The 16,806-nt window shown below is 74.5% G+C and carries 18 protein-coding genes; 10 read left to right on the forward strand and 8 right to left on the reverse strand.

Going from position 1 to position 16,806, the window contains the following annotated elements; genetic code table 11:
• The 8 genes from ETD96_RS24095 to hutI all read left to right on the forward strand — a co-directional run.
• A partial coding sequence (locus tag ETD96_RS24095) for a helix-turn-helix transcriptional regulator (RefSeq protein WP_138638750.1) occupies positions 1–2,626 on the forward strand: 2,626 nt, incomplete at its 5' end.
• Positions 2,627–2,766: 140 nt separating this feature from the next.
• Positions 2,767–3,306 carry a MauE/DoxX family redox-associated membrane protein gene (locus tag ETD96_RS24100; RefSeq protein ID WP_138638751.1) on the forward strand — a complete coding sequence of 180 codons (540 nt, stop codon included), beginning with the start codon at positions 2,767–2,769 and terminating at the stop codon, positions 3,304–3,306.
• Between the two features lie 16 nt (positions 3,307–3,322).
• Positions 3,323–3,886: a hypothetical protein gene (locus ETD96_RS24105; RefSeq protein WP_138638752.1), complete on the forward strand. Its 564-nt coding sequence runs from the start codon at positions 3,323–3,325 to the stop codon at positions 3,884–3,886.
• Complete coding sequence (locus ETD96_RS24110; protein WP_138638753.1) at positions 3,883–4,230, forward strand: twin-arginine translocation signal domain-containing protein; 348 nt, start codon at positions 3,883–3,885, stop codon at positions 4,228–4,230. Before ETD96_RS24105 ends, ETD96_RS24110 begins: the two co-directional genes overlap by 4 nt.
• 79 nt (positions 4,231–4,309) lie before the next feature.
• Positions 4,310–4,885 carry a hypothetical protein gene (locus tag ETD96_RS24115; protein WP_138638754.1) on the forward strand — a complete coding sequence of 192 codons (576 nt, stop codon included), beginning with the start codon at positions 4,310–4,312 and terminating at the stop codon, positions 4,883–4,885.
• A gap of 47 nt (positions 4,886–4,932) precedes the next feature.
• Positions 4,933–5,313 carry a hypothetical protein gene (locus tag ETD96_RS24120; protein ID WP_138638755.1) on the forward strand — a complete coding sequence of 127 codons (381 nt, stop codon included), beginning with the start codon at positions 4,933–4,935 and terminating at the stop codon, positions 5,311–5,313.
• 30 nt (positions 5,314–5,343) lie between these two features.
• Positions 5,344–5,649 (forward strand): hypothetical protein, encoded by a 306-nt coding sequence (locus ETD96_RS24125; RefSeq protein WP_138638756.1) that lies wholly within the window; start codon positions 5,344–5,346, stop codon positions 5,647–5,649.
• Between the two features lie 155 nt (positions 5,650–5,804).
• On the forward strand, positions 5,805–6,968 hold the full coding sequence (gene hutI / locus ETD96_RS24130) for an imidazolonepropionase (RefSeq protein WP_205719433.1): 1,164 nt from the start codon (positions 5,805–5,807) through the stop codon (positions 6,966–6,968).
• Between the two features lie 19 nt (positions 6,969–6,987).
• Here the strand turns inward: hutI and ETD96_RS24135 are convergent, their stop codons facing one another.
• Genes ETD96_RS24135 through ETD96_RS24145 form a run of 3 tightly spaced genes read right to left on the reverse strand, consistent with a single transcriptional unit; the run spans position 6,988 to position 9,707 of the window.
• Complete coding sequence (locus tag ETD96_RS24135; RefSeq protein ID WP_138638764.1) at positions 6,988–7,479, reverse strand: flavin reductase family protein; 492 nt, start codon at positions 7,477–7,479, stop codon at positions 6,988–6,990.
• Positions 7,464–9,167 carry a signal peptide peptidase SppA gene (sppA, locus tag ETD96_RS24140; protein WP_138638758.1) on the reverse strand — a complete coding sequence of 568 codons (1,704 nt, stop codon included), beginning with the start codon at positions 9,165–9,167 and terminating at the stop codon, positions 7,464–7,466. The genes ETD96_RS24135 and sppA overlap by 16 nt, the downstream gene beginning before the upstream one ends.
• A gap of 51 nt (positions 9,168–9,218) precedes the next feature.
• A complete protein-coding gene (locus ETD96_RS24145) occupies positions 9,219–9,707 on the reverse strand; it encodes a PaaI family thioesterase (RefSeq protein ID WP_240808111.1) in 489 nt (162 codons plus the stop codon).
• A 102-nt stretch (positions 9,708–9,809) separates the two neighbouring features.
• On the opposite strand from ETD96_RS24145, the gene ETD96_RS24150 reads away from it, so the two are divergent.
• Positions 9,810–10,667, forward strand: a complete 858-nt coding sequence (locus ETD96_RS24150) for an NUDIX hydrolase (RefSeq protein WP_138638759.1) — start codon at positions 9,810–9,812, stop codon at positions 10,665–10,667.
• Positions 10,668–10,674: 7 nt separating this feature from the next.
• Here ETD96_RS24150 and ETD96_RS24155 read toward each other — a convergent pair whose 3' ends face one another.
• The 3 genes from ETD96_RS24155 to ETD96_RS24165 all read right to left on the reverse strand — a co-directional run bounded on the left by ETD96_RS24155 (position 10,675) and on the right by ETD96_RS24165 (position 13,920).
• The gene (locus tag ETD96_RS24155; RefSeq protein WP_138638760.1) at positions 10,675–11,025 is read right to left on the reverse strand and encodes an ACT domain-containing protein; all 351 of its coding nucleotides are present in this window, start codon (positions 11,023–11,025) and stop codon (positions 10,675–10,677) included.
• Between the two features lie 39 nt (positions 11,026–11,064).
• Positions 11,065–13,296, reverse strand: coding sequence for a 1,4-alpha-glucan branching protein GlgB (gene glgB / locus ETD96_RS24160; RefSeq protein ID WP_138638761.1), 2,232 nt, complete (start codon positions 13,294–13,296; stop codon positions 11,065–11,067).
• Positions 13,297–13,701: 405 nt separating this feature from the next.
• Positions 13,702–13,920 carry a hypothetical protein gene (locus ETD96_RS24165; protein ID WP_138638762.1) on the reverse strand — a complete coding sequence of 73 codons (219 nt, stop codon included), beginning with the start codon at positions 13,918–13,920 and terminating at the stop codon, positions 13,702–13,704.
• A 214-nt stretch (positions 13,921–14,134) separates the two neighbouring features.
• Here ETD96_RS24165 and ETD96_RS24170 point away from each other — a divergent pair, with 214 nt between their 5' ends.
• The gene (locus tag ETD96_RS24170; RefSeq protein ID WP_138638763.1) at positions 14,135–14,893 is read left to right on the forward strand and encodes a GntR family transcriptional regulator; all 759 of its coding nucleotides are present in this window, start codon (positions 14,135–14,137) and stop codon (positions 14,891–14,893) included.
• A 20-nt stretch (positions 14,894–14,913) separates the two neighbouring features.
• On the opposite strand, the gene ETD96_RS44995 is transcribed toward ETD96_RS24170, so the two are convergent.
• Together ETD96_RS44995 and ETD96_RS24180 are read right to left on the reverse strand one after the other, a co-directional pair.
• Entirely contained in the window at positions 14,914–16,347 is a 1,434-nt protein-coding gene (locus ETD96_RS44995) for a maltokinase N-terminal cap-like domain-containing protein (protein WP_171069201.1), read from the reverse strand.
• 2 nt (positions 16,348–16,349) lie between these two features.
• Positions 16,350–16,806 (reverse strand): alpha-glucosidase C-terminal domain-containing protein (locus ETD96_RS24180; protein WP_171069202.1); only part of this gene is annotated, 457 nt, incomplete at its 5' end.

Genomic DNA, 16,806 nt, shown 5'->3' on the forward strand with positions numbered 1-16,806 from the left:
GGCCGGGATCGGCAAGACCGTGCTCCTCGACCACGCGGCGGACGCGGCGGACGGGGCGCTCGTGCTGCGCTGCGCCGGGTCCCCGCCGGAGGCCGAGCAGCCGTTCGCGTCGCTGGAGCTGATGCTGCGGCCGGTCCGCGACCTGGGCGGCCCGGAGGCCGAGCGGCTGCGCGCCCTGATCGAACCGCAGGCGGCGGCGGGCCGCGAGGACGTCTTCGCCGTGCGCCGCGCCGTCCTCGCGCTGCTGCACCGGCTCGCCGCGGACCGGCCCGTGGTCTGCCTCGTCGACGACGCCCAGTGGCTGGACGCCGCGTCGGCGGACGCGCTGGCGTACGCGGCGCGCCGCCTCGGCGCCGAGCCGGCCGCGCTGCTGGCCGCCGCCCGCGACGAGAGCACGTTCGGATCGTCCGGCCTGGCGGAGATCAGGCTGCGGCGCCTCTGCCCGGAGGAGGCCGCGGCGTTCCTGCGCGGCACCGCGGCCGGCGCCGGCCTGGCGCCGCCCGCGCGGGACCGCGTCCTCGCCGAGGCCGAGGGGAACCCGCTGGCGCTGCGGCTGCTGGCGGCGTCGCTGTCCCCGGCGCAGCGCGCGGGATGCATCAACCCGTTCACGTTCCACGACGGCGCCTCCCCGGTCGGGGGGACGCTCCAGGCCGAGCTGTGCGCCCGGCTCGGCGCGCTCCCGCCCGGCACCCGGGCGCTGCTGCTCCTGGCCGCCGCGGACGACACCCGCGACACGGCCCGCGTCACGGGCGCCGCGGCGAGCGTCGGCGCGACCGTCGCCGACTTCGCGCCCGCCGAGCGCGCCGGGCTGCTGGCGGCGACCCGCACGACGATCGCGTTCGCGCATCCGCTGGTCCGGGCCGTCGCCTACCACCGGGCGACGCCGTCCGAGCGGCGGGCCGCACACCGGGCGCTCGCCGACAGCGCGGGCGCCGCGCACCCCGAGGCGCGCACCTGGCACCTGGCCGCCGCGTCCCTGGGGTACCAGGCGGACGTCGCGGCCGAGCTGGAGCGCGCCGGAGCGTGCTCGGGGGACCGGCGCGCCTACGTCTGCCACGCGCGGGCGGCGGAGCTGACCGCCGGGGAGCGGGCCCGCGCCCGCCGGCTCGCCGCCGCGGCCCGCGCCGCCTGCGCGGCGGGCCTGTTCGACGGGGCCCGGGACCTCGTCGCGCGCGCCCGCCGGCTCGCGGCCGACCCGCTGACGCGCGCCGAGCTGGCGCGGGCCGGCGCGGCGGCGGAGGCCGAGTGCGGGTCGCCGCGCCGGGCCGCGCGGACGCTGGTCGCCGGTGCCGCGCCGCTCGCCGGGCTCGACCCCGCCGGTGCCGCGCTGCTGCTCGCCGACGCCGCCCGGTGCGGCTGGCACGCGGGCGACGCCCTGCTCATCCGGGAGGCGCTGGACGCGCTCGGCGCCCTTCCGCTGCCGCCGGGCTCCGCGCTGGCCCGGCTGCCGGCCGCGATCGGCGCGGCGATGGACGCGGCGGGCGCCGCCGGGCGGCTCGCCGACCTGCGGCGCTCGTTACCGGACGAGCTGGGCCGCCGCCTCACCGCGTCCACCATCGCGTTCGCGGACGGCGCCCCCGGCGCGCACGAGGCGGCCGCGCGGTTCGCGCGGGACTGCCGCACCGAGGCCGGGCGGCTGCCCTACGCGCTCCAGGTCCTCGCCCACGCGCTGGTCGGGCGGGGCCTGCACGGCGAGGCGCGGGAGGCGGCCGAGGAGGGGCTGCGGCTGGCGGGCGACGCCGGCGCGCGGACGCGGACGGCCCAGCTGAGCTGCCTGCTCGGCTGGCTCGCCGCGGTGGCGGGCGACGAGAAGCGCTGCGCGGACCTGGTCACCGCCGGCCTGGAGCAGGCCCGCGCCGAGGACGTCGCGCCGGCCGTCTCCCTCGGGACGTGGGCGCTCGCGCTGCTCGACCTCGGCGCCGGGCGGCACGCCGAGGCGCTGGCCCGGCTGGAGGAGCTCCCCGAGGAGGTGCCGGCGGCGGGCCCGGCCGCGAGCGCCGCCCGCCAGGCGGCCGACCGCGTCGAGGCGGCGGTGCGCGCCGGGCGGCCGGACCGGGCGGCGTGCCCGCTCGCCCTGCTCGACCGCCGGGCGGCCCGGGACGCGTCCCCGGACGTGCGGGCGCTGGCCGAGCGGTGCCGCGCCCAGCTCGCCGCCGGCGCGGCGGCGGAACGGCATTTCGTGAACGCGCTGGAACTGCTCGGGAACGGCAACGCCTATGAGCGGGCCCGCACCGGGCTGCTGTACGGCGAATGGCTGCGCAGGGAGCGCCGCAGAGCAGATGCGCGAACGCATTTGAGCAACGCGCTCGAATTGTTTGAGAACTCCGGCTCCGCTGCCTGGGCGGAGCGGGCGAGGGCGGAGCTCGGGGCCTGCGGAACGCGCCCGGCGGACGCTCCGGAAACGGTGCTCGGCGGCCTCACCCACCAGGAGTTGCAGATCGTGCGGCTCGCCGCGGCCGGTGCCAGCAACCGGGAGATCGCCGACCGGCTGTTCCTCAGCCCGCGGACCGTCGGGAACCACCTCTACCGGGCGTATCCCAAGCTCGGCGTGCGGACCCGGGGTGAGCTCGGGCGCCTGGACCTGAGCGCCCCCGCCGCGCCGCGCGAGCGGCCGGCCGCCGAATGAGCAGTCCCGCCGCGCCGGTTGAGCAATCGACTCAATTCCTGCCCGGCCGCGCACGTCATTGACTCCTTGATCAAGGCGGGTTAAAAAGATCGTATCGATCGCTCCCCGTTCCCCGCTCCTTTAACGAGGTCGTCCTCAGCATGGCTGTAAACGATTCCGTCCTCGTCGTCGTCAATTCGTCCGCGGCCGCCGTATTGTTCGTCGCGGGCGTCTCGAAAATGGTTTCTCCGGCGCAGCTCGGCCGGGCCCTGAACGCGCTCGTCCGGTCCTCGGGCGACGGGTTCGCGAGCGGCCATGTCCGGGCGTTCGCGGCGGTGGAGATCCTCGCCGCGCTCGCGCTGACCGGCACCGCGACCCGCCCGGCCGGCGCCTGGGCGGTGGGCGTGCTCGGCGCGAGCTTCGCCGCGGCCGGCGTCCTCGGCGCCGTCCGCGGCGGCGGCGCCGTCTGCGGCTGCCTCGGCGCGACGGGCGGCCGGCCGCTCGGCTGGTTCAACGTCCTCGCCGGGGCGCTGCTCATGGCCGTCCCGGCGGTGAACCTGGCGGCCGCGGCGCCCGGCTCCGCCACCGCGTACTTCTTCCAGTCCGGCACCGGGCTGGCGTTCGGCGCGCTGCTGGTGTGCGGGTGGGCGCACCGCGGCCTCATCAAGGACCTCACCCGGCCCCTCCCTGCCTCGCGATAGACGGAGGAACACCCCCATGATGGAAGTCTTCTTCGGCGCCGTGCTGCTCGTCCTCGTCGCCGCCGTCGTGCTGCTGTTCGCGATGCTCGGCGAGCTGAGCTCGCGGCTGCCGACCGAGCGGGAGACCGCCGCCGACCGCGACCCCGCGATCTGGCCGCTGGACGACGCGCGGCTCGGCACCGAACCCGGCCGCTGGCCGGCCGAGCTCGCCGGCCTCACCGGCCCCGGCACCGACATCGACGCCGCCCGGACCGTGCTCGTCCTCAGCACCGCCTGCTCCACCTGCAAGGACGTCGCCCAGCAGCTGTCGGACGAGCTGGACAGGGGCGCCGAGGGCGACATGGCCGTGGTCGTCTCCACGGCGGAGCGTGCGCGCGGCGACCGCTTCGTCCAGCAGTACGGGCTGCACCGCCTCGCGCACTACGTCGACGAGGGCGGCAGCTGGGTCGCCGACGAGTTCAACGTCCGGATGAGCCCGACCGCACTGGTCATCCGCGGCGGGCGGCTGGAGTCGGCCCTCGTCTTCCAGGACGTCCAGGCCCTCAGGACGAGGGTCAACGAACCGAAGGGAGTGTCATGACCACCACGACGGAGCACCGCCCGCGCGGCGACGCGGGAGGCCGCGCCGGCGGCCGGGCGGGGCGGGCGACCGGGCGGTGGGCCCGGCGCGGGTTCCTCGGCGCGCTCGGCGCGGGCGGGCTGACCGCCGCCTCGGCCGTGTTCGGCCGGTCCGAGCCCGCGTACGCGATCTGCAAGCAGAACTGCTGCAACCTCGCGGTCTGCCCCAACGTCTCCATGACCACCTGCCGCAACAACATGGACTACCTGTGGGGCTGCGCCATGAGCGCCTACCTGCACTGCTCCTGCTGCGAGGCCTACTACAGCGGCAAGCAGCACTCGGCCTTCGAGTGCCGCTACAGCTGACGGGCCGCGCGTGGTCACGTGGGTGGTGCTCGGCGGGATCGGCGCGGTCCTGCACATCCTGAGCCCTTGAGGCCGGTCCATGGCCGGAGTCTCCGGCCCGCTGATGCGCCGCCGTCCGGCGGACGGCGCGCGCTTCCTGACCGGCCTCACCGCGGGCGGCGTCCTCGCGGGGCTGCTCGTAGCGCTGCTGCTGTACGTGGTGGGGCGCGGGGTGCACGAGGTCCTGCCGGAGGACGCGCGGGTGCTCGCCCTCGCCGCGGTGGCCCTCGGGTTCGGGCTCGCCGACCTGGCGGGCCGGACGCCGCACGTGTGGCGGCAGGTCCCGCAGCAGCTCGTGCACCGGCTGCCGCCGGGGTCGCGCGGCGTGGCCTGGGGCTTCGACCTCGGCCTGCTCGTGACGACGCAGAAGGCGGTGTCGCTGGTGTGGGTCGCGGTCGCCGCGGTGGTGCTGCTGGACCCGTGGACGGCCGCGCCGGTCATGGTCGGCATGGCGCTGCTGTCCAACCTCAGCGTCGCGGTGGGGAGCCTGCGCTTCACGCCCGCGATGGTCGACATGGGAACGAGAAGGCAACGGCTATGGCTGAGATCGATTCGCGCCCTGTCCGGGACGGCCCTGGTGTCGCTGGCGGCGCTGACGGCGCTGCAGACGCTGTGATCCCGGGCGGCGTCCCAGGTGCTCTGCCGGACGGCGCCACGGGCGCTGTGCGGGACGGTGCCGCGGGCGAGGTGAAGGACGGCGTCATCGTGGTGACGCGGTTCGAGTGCCCGAGCCTGTGGGCGCTGCTCCTCGTGCTCGTCCTGCACAAGCGGCTGGCGCGGGACGTGCGGCGGGACGCGACCGGGTTCCTCGGGTCGTCGCTGATGGTCGCCTGGCGCGCCCGGACGCTGCTCAACGTGTCGCTCTGGGAGGACATGGACGGCGTCCACTCGATGGGGCGCGTGCGCAGGCACGTGGACGCGACGCGGATGCCGTCGAGGCTGGGCGTCGCGACGTCCGGCGGGATCTTCGCCTACGCCGGCGACTGGAAGCGGGTGATGTTCGGGATCGACTGCGAGGGCGTCTCGCCCGTCCGCCCCCTCTGACCAACCACACAAACGAGAAAGGACGGTCACATGAGCTCGGACTACTACCTGCCGACCGACCACGGGTACGCGGTCGTGCAGGACATGGAGGACGGAACGAAGAAGGTGATGGTGTGCGACTCCGTCGTCGGCGGTGAGGCGCAGAACGTCTACGCCATCCACTTCAAGTGCACGTCGCTGCGCGTCGGGCCCGGCGTGCGGATGGAGCACGGCGCCGGCGGCAGCCACACCCGGCAAGTCGTCGAGGTCTTCTCCGAGCGGCAGGGAGTCGTCGACCTGCGCGCGCCCGCGCGCGGCACCGCCCCCCTCCTGGAGGCCGACGCGCGCCGCCGCTGACGGCCCGCGCGGTGCCGGCGCCCGACAGCGCCGGCACCGCGTGAGACGCAGCGGCACTGTGTTGACGTAACGGCACCGGGTGAGACGCGACCGCACCGGGTGGGGCGTCCTGGCACCGGGTGGGACGCCGCCGCACCGCGTGAGATGCTGCCCTGGTGAGCACGGTCATCACGAACATCGGGGAACTCGTCACCAACGACCCGGCCGCCGGCGGCGGTCTCGGCATCGTCCGCGACGCCGCCCTGGTCATGGACGGCGGCACCGTCGCCTGGACGGGCCCGGCCGCCGAGGCGCCCGCCGCCGACGAGGCGTTCGACGCCGCCGGGCGGGCCGTCCTCCCCGGCTTCGTGGACTCCCACGCGCACCTCGTCTTCGCGGGCGAGCGCGCCGAGGAGTTCTCCGCCCGGATGAGCGGCCGGAAGTACGCGGCGGGCGGCATCCGCACCACCGTCGAGCGCACCCGCGCCGCGTCCGACGACGATCTCCGCGCGAACCTGCGCCGCCTCATCGGGGAGATGGCGGGCCAGGGGACGACGACCGTCGAGTGCAAGTCCGGCTACGGCCTCACGGTCGAGCAGGAGGAGCGCGCCGTCCGCATCGCCGCCGAACTCGCGGACGAGGTCACCTACCTCGGCGCCCATGTCGTCCCCGCCGAGTACAAGGACGACGCCGCCGCCTACGCGCACCTGGCCGCGACCGACATGCTCGCCGCCTGCGCCCCGCACGCCCGCTGGGTGGACGCCTTCTGCGAGGAGGGTGCGTTCGACGCCGACCAGACCCGCGAGATCCTGCAGGCGGGCATGAAGGCGGGCCTGAGCCCCCGCCTGCACGCAAACCAGCTCACCCAAGGCCCCGCCGTGCGGCTCGCCGTCGAACTGGACGCCGCCTCCGCCGACCACTGCACGTTCCTCAGCGACGCCGACGTGGACGCCCTCGCCTCGTCGCAGACGGTCGCGACCCTCCTGCCCGGCGTCGAGTTCTCCACCCGCCAGCCCTACCCCGACGCCCGCCGCCTCCTGGACGCCGGCGCGACCGTCGCCCTCGCCAGCGACTGCAACCCCGGCTCCTGCTACAGCTCGAGCATGGCGTTCTGCATCGCCGTGGCCGTCCGCGACATGCACATGACCCCGGCCGAGGCCGTCTGGTCCGCGACCGCCGGCGGCGCCCGCGCCCTCCGCCGCACCGACGTCGGCCACCTCGCCCCGGGCGCGCGCGCAGACGTCCACGTCCTGGACGCCGCGTCCTACATCCACCTCGCCTACCGCCCCGGCGTCCCCCAGACCCACGCCGTGTGGAAGGCGGGCCGCCGGGTCCGCTGACCCGGCCGGGTAGGCCCGGCTAGGCGGGCAGGTAGCGGCGGTTGACGCGGATCAGCGGCGAGCGGTCGCGGGTCACGTAGTCGGTGGCGAGGGCCTCGGCGACGAAGAGCGTGTGGTCGCCCGCCTCGATGGCCTGGCGGGTCTCGCATTCCAGCGCGGAGACGCCCGTGTCGGGGATCAGGGCGTCCGAATGCGGGCCGCGGTGGTGCGGCTCGGCGGCCAGCAGGATGCGGGCGCTCGGACGGCCCTCGGCCGCGAACCGCCCGGCCAGGGCCCGCTGCGCCGACGCCAGGACCGTCGCCGCCCAGCGGGGCCGCCGGTTCAGGACCTCCGACAGGTACGACGACGTCGCCACGCTCGCCACCACCAGCGGCGGGTCCAGGGAGACCGACATGAACGAGGTCACCGTGGTGCCGAGGTCGTCGCGGCCGTCGCGGACCGTCAGCACGGCCACCCCCGTGGCGAAGCCCGCGACGGCCTCGACGAAGTCGGCGCTCAGCGGATCTCCCAGGTGCCCGGCAGGGTCAGCGGGCCCGCGGCGGGCAGCCCGAGGCGCGCGGCGAGGCCGCCGAGCGACCCCCACCCGTCGAAGCGGGCGGACGCGGCCGTGCGGTCCTCGCTGGACTCCGGCGGGCGCAGCCGCTCCAGCGGCGAGGTGTGCGGGTACGTCCGGACCGGCGCGTCGGACGCCAGCCCGGCCTTCTTGCGGGCCAGGTCGAGGGCGGCGTCGATGCCGCCGAGCTCGTCGACGAGGCCGCGCTCCTTCGCGTCCGCACCCGTCCACACCCGGCCCCGGGCCAGCTCGTGGACGCGCTCGCGGGACAGCTCCCGGCCCTCGGCGACCTTCGCGGTGAAGTCGTCGTAGATCCGGTCGAGGGAGGCGTTGACCCGCTCCCACTCGGAGTCGCTGAAGTCCTTGGTGGCGCTGAGCATCCGGGCGTGGGCGCCGTCGGCGACGGCGCCGAGACCGATGCCGACGCGGTCCAGCAGGCCGTTCACCACGGCCTTGCCGACGACGACGCCGATCGAGCCGGTGAGCGTGCCGGGCTGCGCGACGATCGTGTCCGCCGCCATCGACACGTAGTAGCCGCCGGACGCCGCGACGTTGCCCATCGACACGACCACGGGCTTGCCGGCGCGGCGCGCGAGGACGACCTCGCGCCAGATCGCGTCGGACGCGACGGCGGACCCGCCGGGGCTGTTCACCCGGAACACGATGGCCTTGACCCGCTCGTCCTTCACCGCGGCGCGGAACGCGGCGCCGATCGTGTCCGAGCCCATCGCGGGCCCCGAGTTCGGCAGCGGCCCGCCGCGCCCGCTGCGGCCGAGCCGGATCGGGCCCTGCCCGTTGATCAGCGCGACGACGTCCTGCTTGCCCGGCTGGGGGAGCCGGCTCGCGAGGCCGTGCGCGCGGTTGTACCGCGACACGTAGCGCAGCTGCGCCTCCTCGCCGAACCGCTCCCGCAGGTCGGCGTAGACCTCGTCGCGGTAGGCGAGCCGGTCGACGAGGTTCTCCTCCAGCGCCTCGTCGGCGAGGAAGGGGCCGCGGTCGACGAGCGCCCGCACCGTCTCCTCCGGCAGCCCGCGGGCGGCGGCGACCCCGGCGGTGATCTGCTCCCCGAGCGAGGCGACGAGCCGCCGCGACGACTCCTCGTGCTCCGGCGTGTACGCCTTCTCCATGAACGTGTTCGCCATGGTCTTGTACTCGTACCGCTTGGCGAACCGCGGCTCGATGCCCGCCTTCTCCAGCGCGCCCGCGAAGAACGGCTCCTCCAGCGCGACGCCGGTCAGCCCCACCTCGCCGGTCGGCTGCAGGTACACCTTGTCGAACGCGGTGGCCAGGTAGTACGGCACGGTGCCGCGCCCGCCCTCACCGTAGGTCTCAGCCCACGCGACGGTGAACTTGCCCGCGTCCCGCAGCGCCTGGACGGCCTCGCGCAGCTCCTGGACGAGCGCCAGCCCGACGCCGCCGGACACCTTCACCACGAGGGCGCGCACCCGGCTGTCGGAGCGGGCGCGGCGCAGCCCGTCCAGGACGTCCCGCAGGTTCGTCCGGCGCATGGACAGGATCGCCGAGATCGGGTCGGCCGGCGCGGTCTCCACGAGCCCGTCGGTGAGATCGAGTTCGAGGATCAGCGGCGCCGTCCGCCGCTCGCGGGCCTGCTTGATCACGTTGACGACTGTGCCGGGATCCACCATGCGCCCCAGCCTATGCGCTCACCCGGCGCCGTTCCCGCACCCCGAGTGAGCTCAGCGGGCGAACGCCTTGTTGGGGATGACGCTGGCGGACGCCTGGGCGACCGGGCGGCCGGCGGTGTCGGTGATCAGCGCGTTGGAGACCATGCGGGTGCCGCCGGGGTGCAGGCAGGTGCCGGTCACCGTGTAGGTCTGGCCGGACTGGACGGCGCGCAGGTAGTCGACGTTCAGGTTGAGCGTGAGCATCGGCATGAAGTGCTCGCACGTGCTGCTCGCCGCCAGGCAGACCGCGTTGTCGAGGATCATCGCGATGTAGCCGCCGTGGACGGTGCCGCCGGGGTTGCAGAGCTTGTCCGCGGGCGACCACGCGATCTCCACGCGGCCCGGTTCGGCGGCCCGCACGTCCTGCCCGATGTAGTCGCTGATGTCGGAGATCTCCGGGACGCGCCGGTCCACCATCGCCTGGATGAAGCCGGCGCCGGACAGCGTGTTCCACAGTTCGGCGGCCTCCTGAAAGGCCGCCGCGCTCGCGTCGACGCTCACTTCACTCTCCCTGCTCAGCGGTGATCTTCAGAATGGTATTCGGTGCCCGGCGGGGCGGCACTATGCCGTTCGTCACGAGCGTCCGGCGCTATCGTCGGACGCATGGGAGACGGCGACGGCTGGGCCGGCTGCGGGCAGGGCCACACGCACTGGGGACGGTTCGGTGCCGCGGGCCTGCTGGCCTACCACCGCGACGCCGGCGGCCAGGTGTGGATCCTGCTCCAGCAGCGCGCCTGGTGGGGGATCGGCGGCGGGACGTGGGGCATGTTCGGCGGCGCGCTGCACAGCCACGAGGACCCCGTCACGGGCGCGCTGCGGGAGACCTCCGAGGAGTGCACGCTCGACGTCAGCGCGGTGAACGTCCACGGCACCACCGTCGAGGACCACGGCGGCTGGTCGTTCACGTCCGTGATGGGGTCGCTGACCGAGCTCGTCCCCGTGGACGCGGCGTCCAGGGAGACGCGCAGGGCCGAGTGGGTGCGGGAGGAGGAGGTCACCGACCGCAAGCTGTTCGCGCCGTTCGCCCGGTCGTGGCCCCGGCTGCGGGACGCGATGAAGGGCCTCGTCCTCGTCGTGGACGCGGCGAACGTCGTGGGCGCCCGCGCCGACGGCTGGTGGAAGGACCGCGCGGGGGCGAACGCCCGGCTCCGCGACGACCTGAAGGCGCTGGCCGGCGGTGTGCGGGGCCTGCCCGGCGGGGTCGTGCCGTTCGACCGCTGCTTCCCGGAGGTCGTCCTGGTCGTGGAGGGCGCGGCGCGGCCGGTCGCGGACGAGCCCGCCGACGGGGTGAACGTCGTGGCGGCGCCCGGCAGCGGCGACGACCGGATCGTGGAACTCGTCCGGGAGGCCCGGCCCGACACCGCGCACCTGGTGGTCACGGCCGACCGGGAGCTGCGCGCCCGCTGCGAGGCCGCCGGCGCCGCCGTCACCGGGCCGCGCTGGCTCCTGGAACGCCTCTAGCCCCGGGCTAGAGCTCGACCTGGTGGCCTGCGCCGCGGAGCGCCTCCGTCGCGTCCTTCAGGCGGTGCTCGGGGACGAGGACGAGGTCGGCGTGGTAGGTGGATACCACGAAGACCGGCACCCCCGCGTCGGCGAGCGGCTGCACGAGCGCGGCCAGCGTGCCGGGCACGTCCAGGCCGTCCGGCTCGCCGTAGAACCCGACCCAGCGTTCCGCCTCGGTGAACGGCGACGCCTCCCGCACGACGGTGAGGCCCTCCGGGGCGCGGATCAGCGCGACCCAGTCGTCGTCCTCGGGGAACGTCGATTGCGGCAGATGCTCGACCAGAAACTGGCCCGGAACGTTGTGCAGGCGCTGCATGCGCCCACCCTATGACCGAGCGGGTCTGCGCGCGCGCCCCTATTCGGGCACGAGCCAGACCGCGCCCAGCGGCGGGACGCGCAGCACCGCGGACGCCGGCAGGCCGTGGCACGGCTCGCCGGACGCCTCGACATGGCCCAGGTTGCCGACGCCGCTGCCGCCGTAGTCGTAGGAGTCGGTGTTGACGACCTCGCGCCAGCGGCCCGCGCGGGGCAGGCCCAGCCGGTAGTCCTCGTGCGGGTTCCCGGCGAAGTTCACGACGCACGCCAGGACCGGAGGCTCGCCGTCGGCGCGGGGCGTCCCGTAGCGCAGGTAGGAGAGGGTGTTGCCGCCCGCGTCGTTGCCGTCGATCCAGCGGAACCCCTCGTGGTCGCTGTCGCGCGTCCACAGCGCGGGCTCGGCGCGGTAGGCGCGGTTCAGGTCGCGGACGAGCTTCTGCAGCCCGAGGTGGTTGGCGCCCTCGGCGGCGTTCTCCAGCAGCCACCAGTCGAGCGGGCGCTCCTCCGCCCATTCGGCGCCCTGCCCGAATTCCTGCCCCATGAACAGCAGCTGCTTGCCGGGATGCGACCACATGTAGGCGAGCAGGGCGCGCAGCCCGGCGAACTGCTGCCACGCGTCGCCCGGCATCTTGCTCAGCAGCGAGCCCTTGCCGTGGACGACCTCGTCGTGCGACAGCGGCAGCACGTAGTTCTCCGAGAACGCGTACACCAGCGAGAACGTGATCTCGTTGTGGTGGTAGTGCCGGAACACGGGCTCGTGGCGCAGGTATTCGAGCGTGTCGTGCATCCAGCCCATGTTCCACTTGAACCCGAACCCGAGCCCGCCGAGGTGGGTCGGGCGGGACACGCCGGGCCAGGCCGTGGACTCCTCGGCGATCGTCATGACGCCGGGGTTGCGCTTGTAGACCGTCGCGTTCATCTCCTGGAGGAAGGAGATGGCCTCCAGGTTCTCGCGGCCGCCGTAGATGTTCGGCGACCACTCGCCCTCATTGCGCGAGTAGTCGAGGTACAGCATCGAGGCGACGGCGTCCACGCGCAGGCCGTCGATGTGGAACTCCTCCAGCCAGAACGACGCGTTCGCCACCAGGAAGTTGCGGACCTCGGCGCGGCCGTAGTTGTACACGAGCGTCCCCCAGTCGGGGTGCTCGCCGCGTGCCGGGTCGTCGTGCTCGTACAGCGCGGTGCCGTCGAACCGGGCCATCGCCCATTCGTCCTTGGGGAAGTGGGCCGGCACCCAGTCCATGATGACGCCGATACCGGCCTGGTGGAGCCGGTCGACGAGATGCCGGAAGTCGTCCGGGTTCCCGAACCGCGACGTGGGCGCGTAATAGGACGTCACCTGGTAGCCCCAGGACGGGCCGTAGGGGTGCTCCGCGACCGGCAGCAGCTCGACGTGGGTGAACCCCATGTCGTGCACGTACTCGGTGAGTTCGTCGGCCAGTTCCTTGTAACCGAGCCCAGGGCGCCACGACCCGAGGTGCACCTCGTACACGCTCATCGGTTCGTGCAGCCAGTCGTGGTCCTTGCGGGCGTCCATCCACGCGCCGTCGCCCCAGGTGTAGGACGAGGTGAACACACGCGACGCCGTCGCCGGGGGACGCTCAGTCCACTGCGCCATGGGGTCGGCCTTGGTGCGCCACACGCCGTCCGCGCCGAGGATCTCGTACTTGTAGCAGGTGCCGTCGCCGACACCCGGCACGAACAGCTCCCACACGCCGGTGGAGCCGAGCGACCGCATCGGGTGGCCGCGGCCGTCCCAGTGGTTGAAGTCGCCGACCACGCGCACGCCGCGCGCCGTCGGCGCCCACACCGCGAAACCCGTCCCGTGCACGGTGCCGAGCGCGGACGCGTAGGAGCGGGGCTGCGCGCCGAGCGCCCGCCACAGCTCCTCGTGCCGCCCCTCGCCGATCAGGTGCAGGTCGAGTTCGCCGAGCGTCGGCAGGTGCCGGTAGGGGTCGTCCTGGATCGTCTCGACGCCGTCCCCGTAGGTGACGGCGAGCCGGTAGTCGGGGACGGCCAGCGGCGCCGCGCGCTCGTCCTCGCCCGCGAGAGAGGCCCCCTTCGGCAGGGTGCCCGTGAACAGCCCCTGGTGGAAGTGGCGGAGCGGATGCCGGTCGCCGTTCGGCAGGACGACCTCGACCTTCTCCGCCAGCGGGCGCAGCGCCCGCACGGTCACGCCGTCCCTGCCCGGATGCGCCCCGAGGACGCCGTGCGGATCGTGGTGGTCGCCGCCGACGAGCCGGTCGATCTCCGCGCGCGTCACCCGTGCCATGACCTCATGGCCTCCCGTCACTGAGCCTTTACTTCTGTAGGAGTGCCCCGAGAAGCGGTGGTCTCACATGACCGGAGGACCTGTTTCCGCGAGCTTGACGTTCAAGATCGGCGAGCGCGCCGCGACCTGCGCGGGCGCGCTTGCGGCCGCACGGGCGGCTCGACTCTTCGTCGTGGGGTCGCGCCGAATGCTGCCGCCCGTGCGGCCACGTTCCGTGGGGCGGCTCCCCGCCCGCCGCCCGCTACCGGGTCACGTCCACCTCGCCCCAGGGGTGACAACGACCCCACCGCCCGAGGATCCACTCCTGTGTCACCTCAGCGACACAGGTACCTTGCGCACCGGAGCGCCCGGGCCCGGTCCGCCCCCGCTCGCGGACCGGGCCGCGCTGTTCCCCATGGCCTCCGGTCACCGGTCCCCGCGCCCTCCGTGCGTCTGCTCGACGAGCAGCCGGCGGAGCCCCTCCGAGTCGTCCGCCGCCACGGTCATCGCACATCCCGCCTGGAGTTCGGCGTCGGTGAGGTCGCCGATGCGGGTCGCGTACCAGCGCCCCGCGTCGCTGCGCCACACCTGCCAGCCCGGGAACTCCTCCTCGATGGCCGCCTTCAACACGTCGAAGTCGCCCATCAAGGTCGTCCCTTCCCCGAGGTCGTTCTTCTGTATACAAAAGTCTTACTCGGGCCAAGAGGTGTCAAGCTGTCCGTAAGCGGACCGTGCCCTCCGGGATAGCGCGTGGAAGGTATGGATGGCGGAGAGGGACGGGCCGGGATCGAACGCCGAGTCGAACATCGTTCGAACGCCGCGCCGGGCGCGTGCGGCGCTGAGTAGGGAGGTGACGCCGGTGCCGGACCGCCCCGCCTACCTGCGCATCGCCGACACGCTGCGGGAGGGGATCCGGGACGGCAGCCTCCCGCCGGGGACGCGGCTGCCGACCATCGCCGAGCTGTGCGAGACCCACGGCGTCTCCGAGATCGTCGTCCGGCAGGCCGTCGCGCTGCTGCGCGGCGAGGGACTCGTCGAGACCCGCCGCGGCGGCGGCACGCTCGTCAAGGTCGTGCCCCCGGCGCGCCGCGTCGCGATGGACCGGTACCGCGCGGTGACCCGGCCCCTCGCCGTCCCGGAGACCACCTTCACCCGCGACCAGAAGATCGACTGGGCGGACTACCGGCTCGACAAGGAGTTCACCCGGGTGCGGGCGGACGGCGAGCTGGGCGCGCTGTTCGAGCTGCCGGCCGGCACCGAGCTGCTGCGCCGCCGGTTCGTCTTCTTCGCGCGCGGGGAGCCGCAGCAGATCTCCGTCAACTACCTGCCGTGGGACCTCGTCGGCGACACCCCCGTCGCCGACCCGGCCCGCGAGCCGTGGCCCGGCGGGACGCTCGCGCAGCTCGCCTACCTCGGGCACCCGCCCGTCCGGGTGGAGGAGGCCGTCCGCTCCCGGATGCCGACCCCGGAGGAGGCCGAGACCCTCCGCATGAGCGGCGGCGTCCCCGTCCTCGGCATCACCCGCCGGCTGCTGGCGAACGCCGGCGTGATGGAGGTCTGCCGCGAGATCGTCCTGCCCGCCGACCGCGTCGTCCTCGACTACGCGATCGACCTGTGAACCCCGTCCGCGCGCCGGGGTCAGCCCGCCAGGCGGGCCAGGGAGCGGAGCGGGACGGGGAGCCAGGACGGCCGGTTGCTCGCCTCGTAGCGGACCTCGTAGACCGCCTTGTCGAACTCGAACGCCCGCACCAGCGCCTCGTGCGCGGCCGGGTCGGGGCCGCCCGCGGCGGCGTAGCCGGCGCAGAACGCCGCGCGGTTGCGCTCGGCCCAGGCGCGGGCGCGCAGTTCGAGGGCCTCCGCGGTGCCGTCCGGCAGGCCGCCGCCGCGCGCGAGCAGGAACCGCGCCGCGTACTCGAAGGAGCGCAGCATCCCGGCGACGTCGCGCAGCGGGTGCGCGAAGGCGCGGCGCTCGCCCGGGGCGCGGGCCGGCTCGCCCTCGAAGTCCAGCAGCACCCAGCCCGCGTCGGTGCGCAGCACCTGCCCGAGGTGGTAGTCGCCGTGGACCCGCTGGAACTCCATCTCGGACGCGTCCGCCGCGACCCGGTCGAACACCTCGCGGATCGCGTGCGCGTGCGGGCGCAGCTCCGGGACGGCGGCGGTGACCTGGTCGAGCTGCTGGTTCATCCCGAAGACGATGCCGCGCAGCGCCTCGGGCGGCGTGCGCACCACGCCGAACGCGGCGGCGAGGTCGCGGTGCACCTCGGCGGTGGCGGCGCCGAGCCGCTCCGCCTCCGCGGCGAAGTCGCCGCCGGCGTCGCCCGCGTCCCCGGCCGTGACCTCGCCCGACGGGCCCGGCGGGGTGGGCTGGGCGAACCAGTCGCGAACGCTGGTGAGGGCGAGCTGCCAGCCGTCCGTCGCGGTGCGCAGGAACTCCGACAGCAGCGCGAGCGTGACCGGCTCCGCGGCGGGCTCGGCGGGGTCGCCGGGGTCGAGCTCGATCCAGCCGTGCACGGCGGCGATGTGCTCGCAGCCCTGGCGGGTCAGCGCGAGGTTGACCTCCAGGTCGGGGTTGACGCCGGGGGACAGCCGCCGGAACAGCTTGCAGATGTAGGCGTCGCCGAAGATCAGTGAGGTGTTGCTCTGCTCGGCCGAGGTCGGCAGCCCCTCCAGGCCGGTGCGGATGCCGGTGCCGGGCGCGCGGCGGAACCGCAGCGGCCCGACGGCCGCCTCGCTCGCCATGAGGTCGAGCAGCACGCGGGTCAGGTCCGGGTCGTGGGCGGCGTCGTACACGTGCCCGGTGATCGGCGGGTGCCCGGCGGCCCGTCCGATCTCCACGTGCTGGAGCCGGTCGGGGAGTTCGCGGCGGACGCCGAGGAGGAGCTGGTAGTGGTCGGTGGTGCCGTTCTGGCGGACGTCGAGGACGAGGTGGTGCAGGGCGGGGTCGCCGGTGCGCAGTTCGGTGGCGGTGCCGAGGGACAGCTCGTCGATGGGTTCGTCCTTGCCGCCGAACCACCGCTGCCGGGGCAGCCAGTCGGACAGGAGCCGGACGAGGGAATGGTCTGGCGGCGGCACGGCTACATCACTCCTTCTCCCGGGTCGTGCTCGGCGGGCGGCGGCGGGAGCAGGAACCAGTAGAAGCCGTGCCCGGGGAGCGTCAGCAGGTAGGGCAGGTCGCCGATGGCGGGGAACTGGACGCCGCCCATGCATTCGATGGGCGCGGTGCCCCGGAACCGCCGCAGGTCGAGCTCGACCGGCTGCGGGAAGCGGGACAGGTTGTTCACGCAGAGGACGGTGTCCATGCCGCCCCACTGGTTGCCGTCCGACCCGTCGATCTCGCGGGTGAAGGCGAGGACGGAGGGGTTGGAGGCGGAGAGTTCGACGTAGGAGCCGACGCCGAAGACGGGGTGGCGCTGCCGGATCTCGATCATTTTGCGGGTCCAGTGCAGCAGTGAGCCGGGGTTGTTGGCCTGTGCTTCGACGTTGACGGCCTGGTAGCCGTAGATGGGGTCCATGATGACGGGCAGGTAGAGG

This window comes from Actinomadura geliboluensis, assembly GCF_005889745.1.
Taxonomy (GTDB): domain Bacteria; phylum Actinomycetota; class Actinomycetes; order Streptosporangiales; family Streptosporangiaceae; genus Spirillospora; species Spirillospora geliboluensis.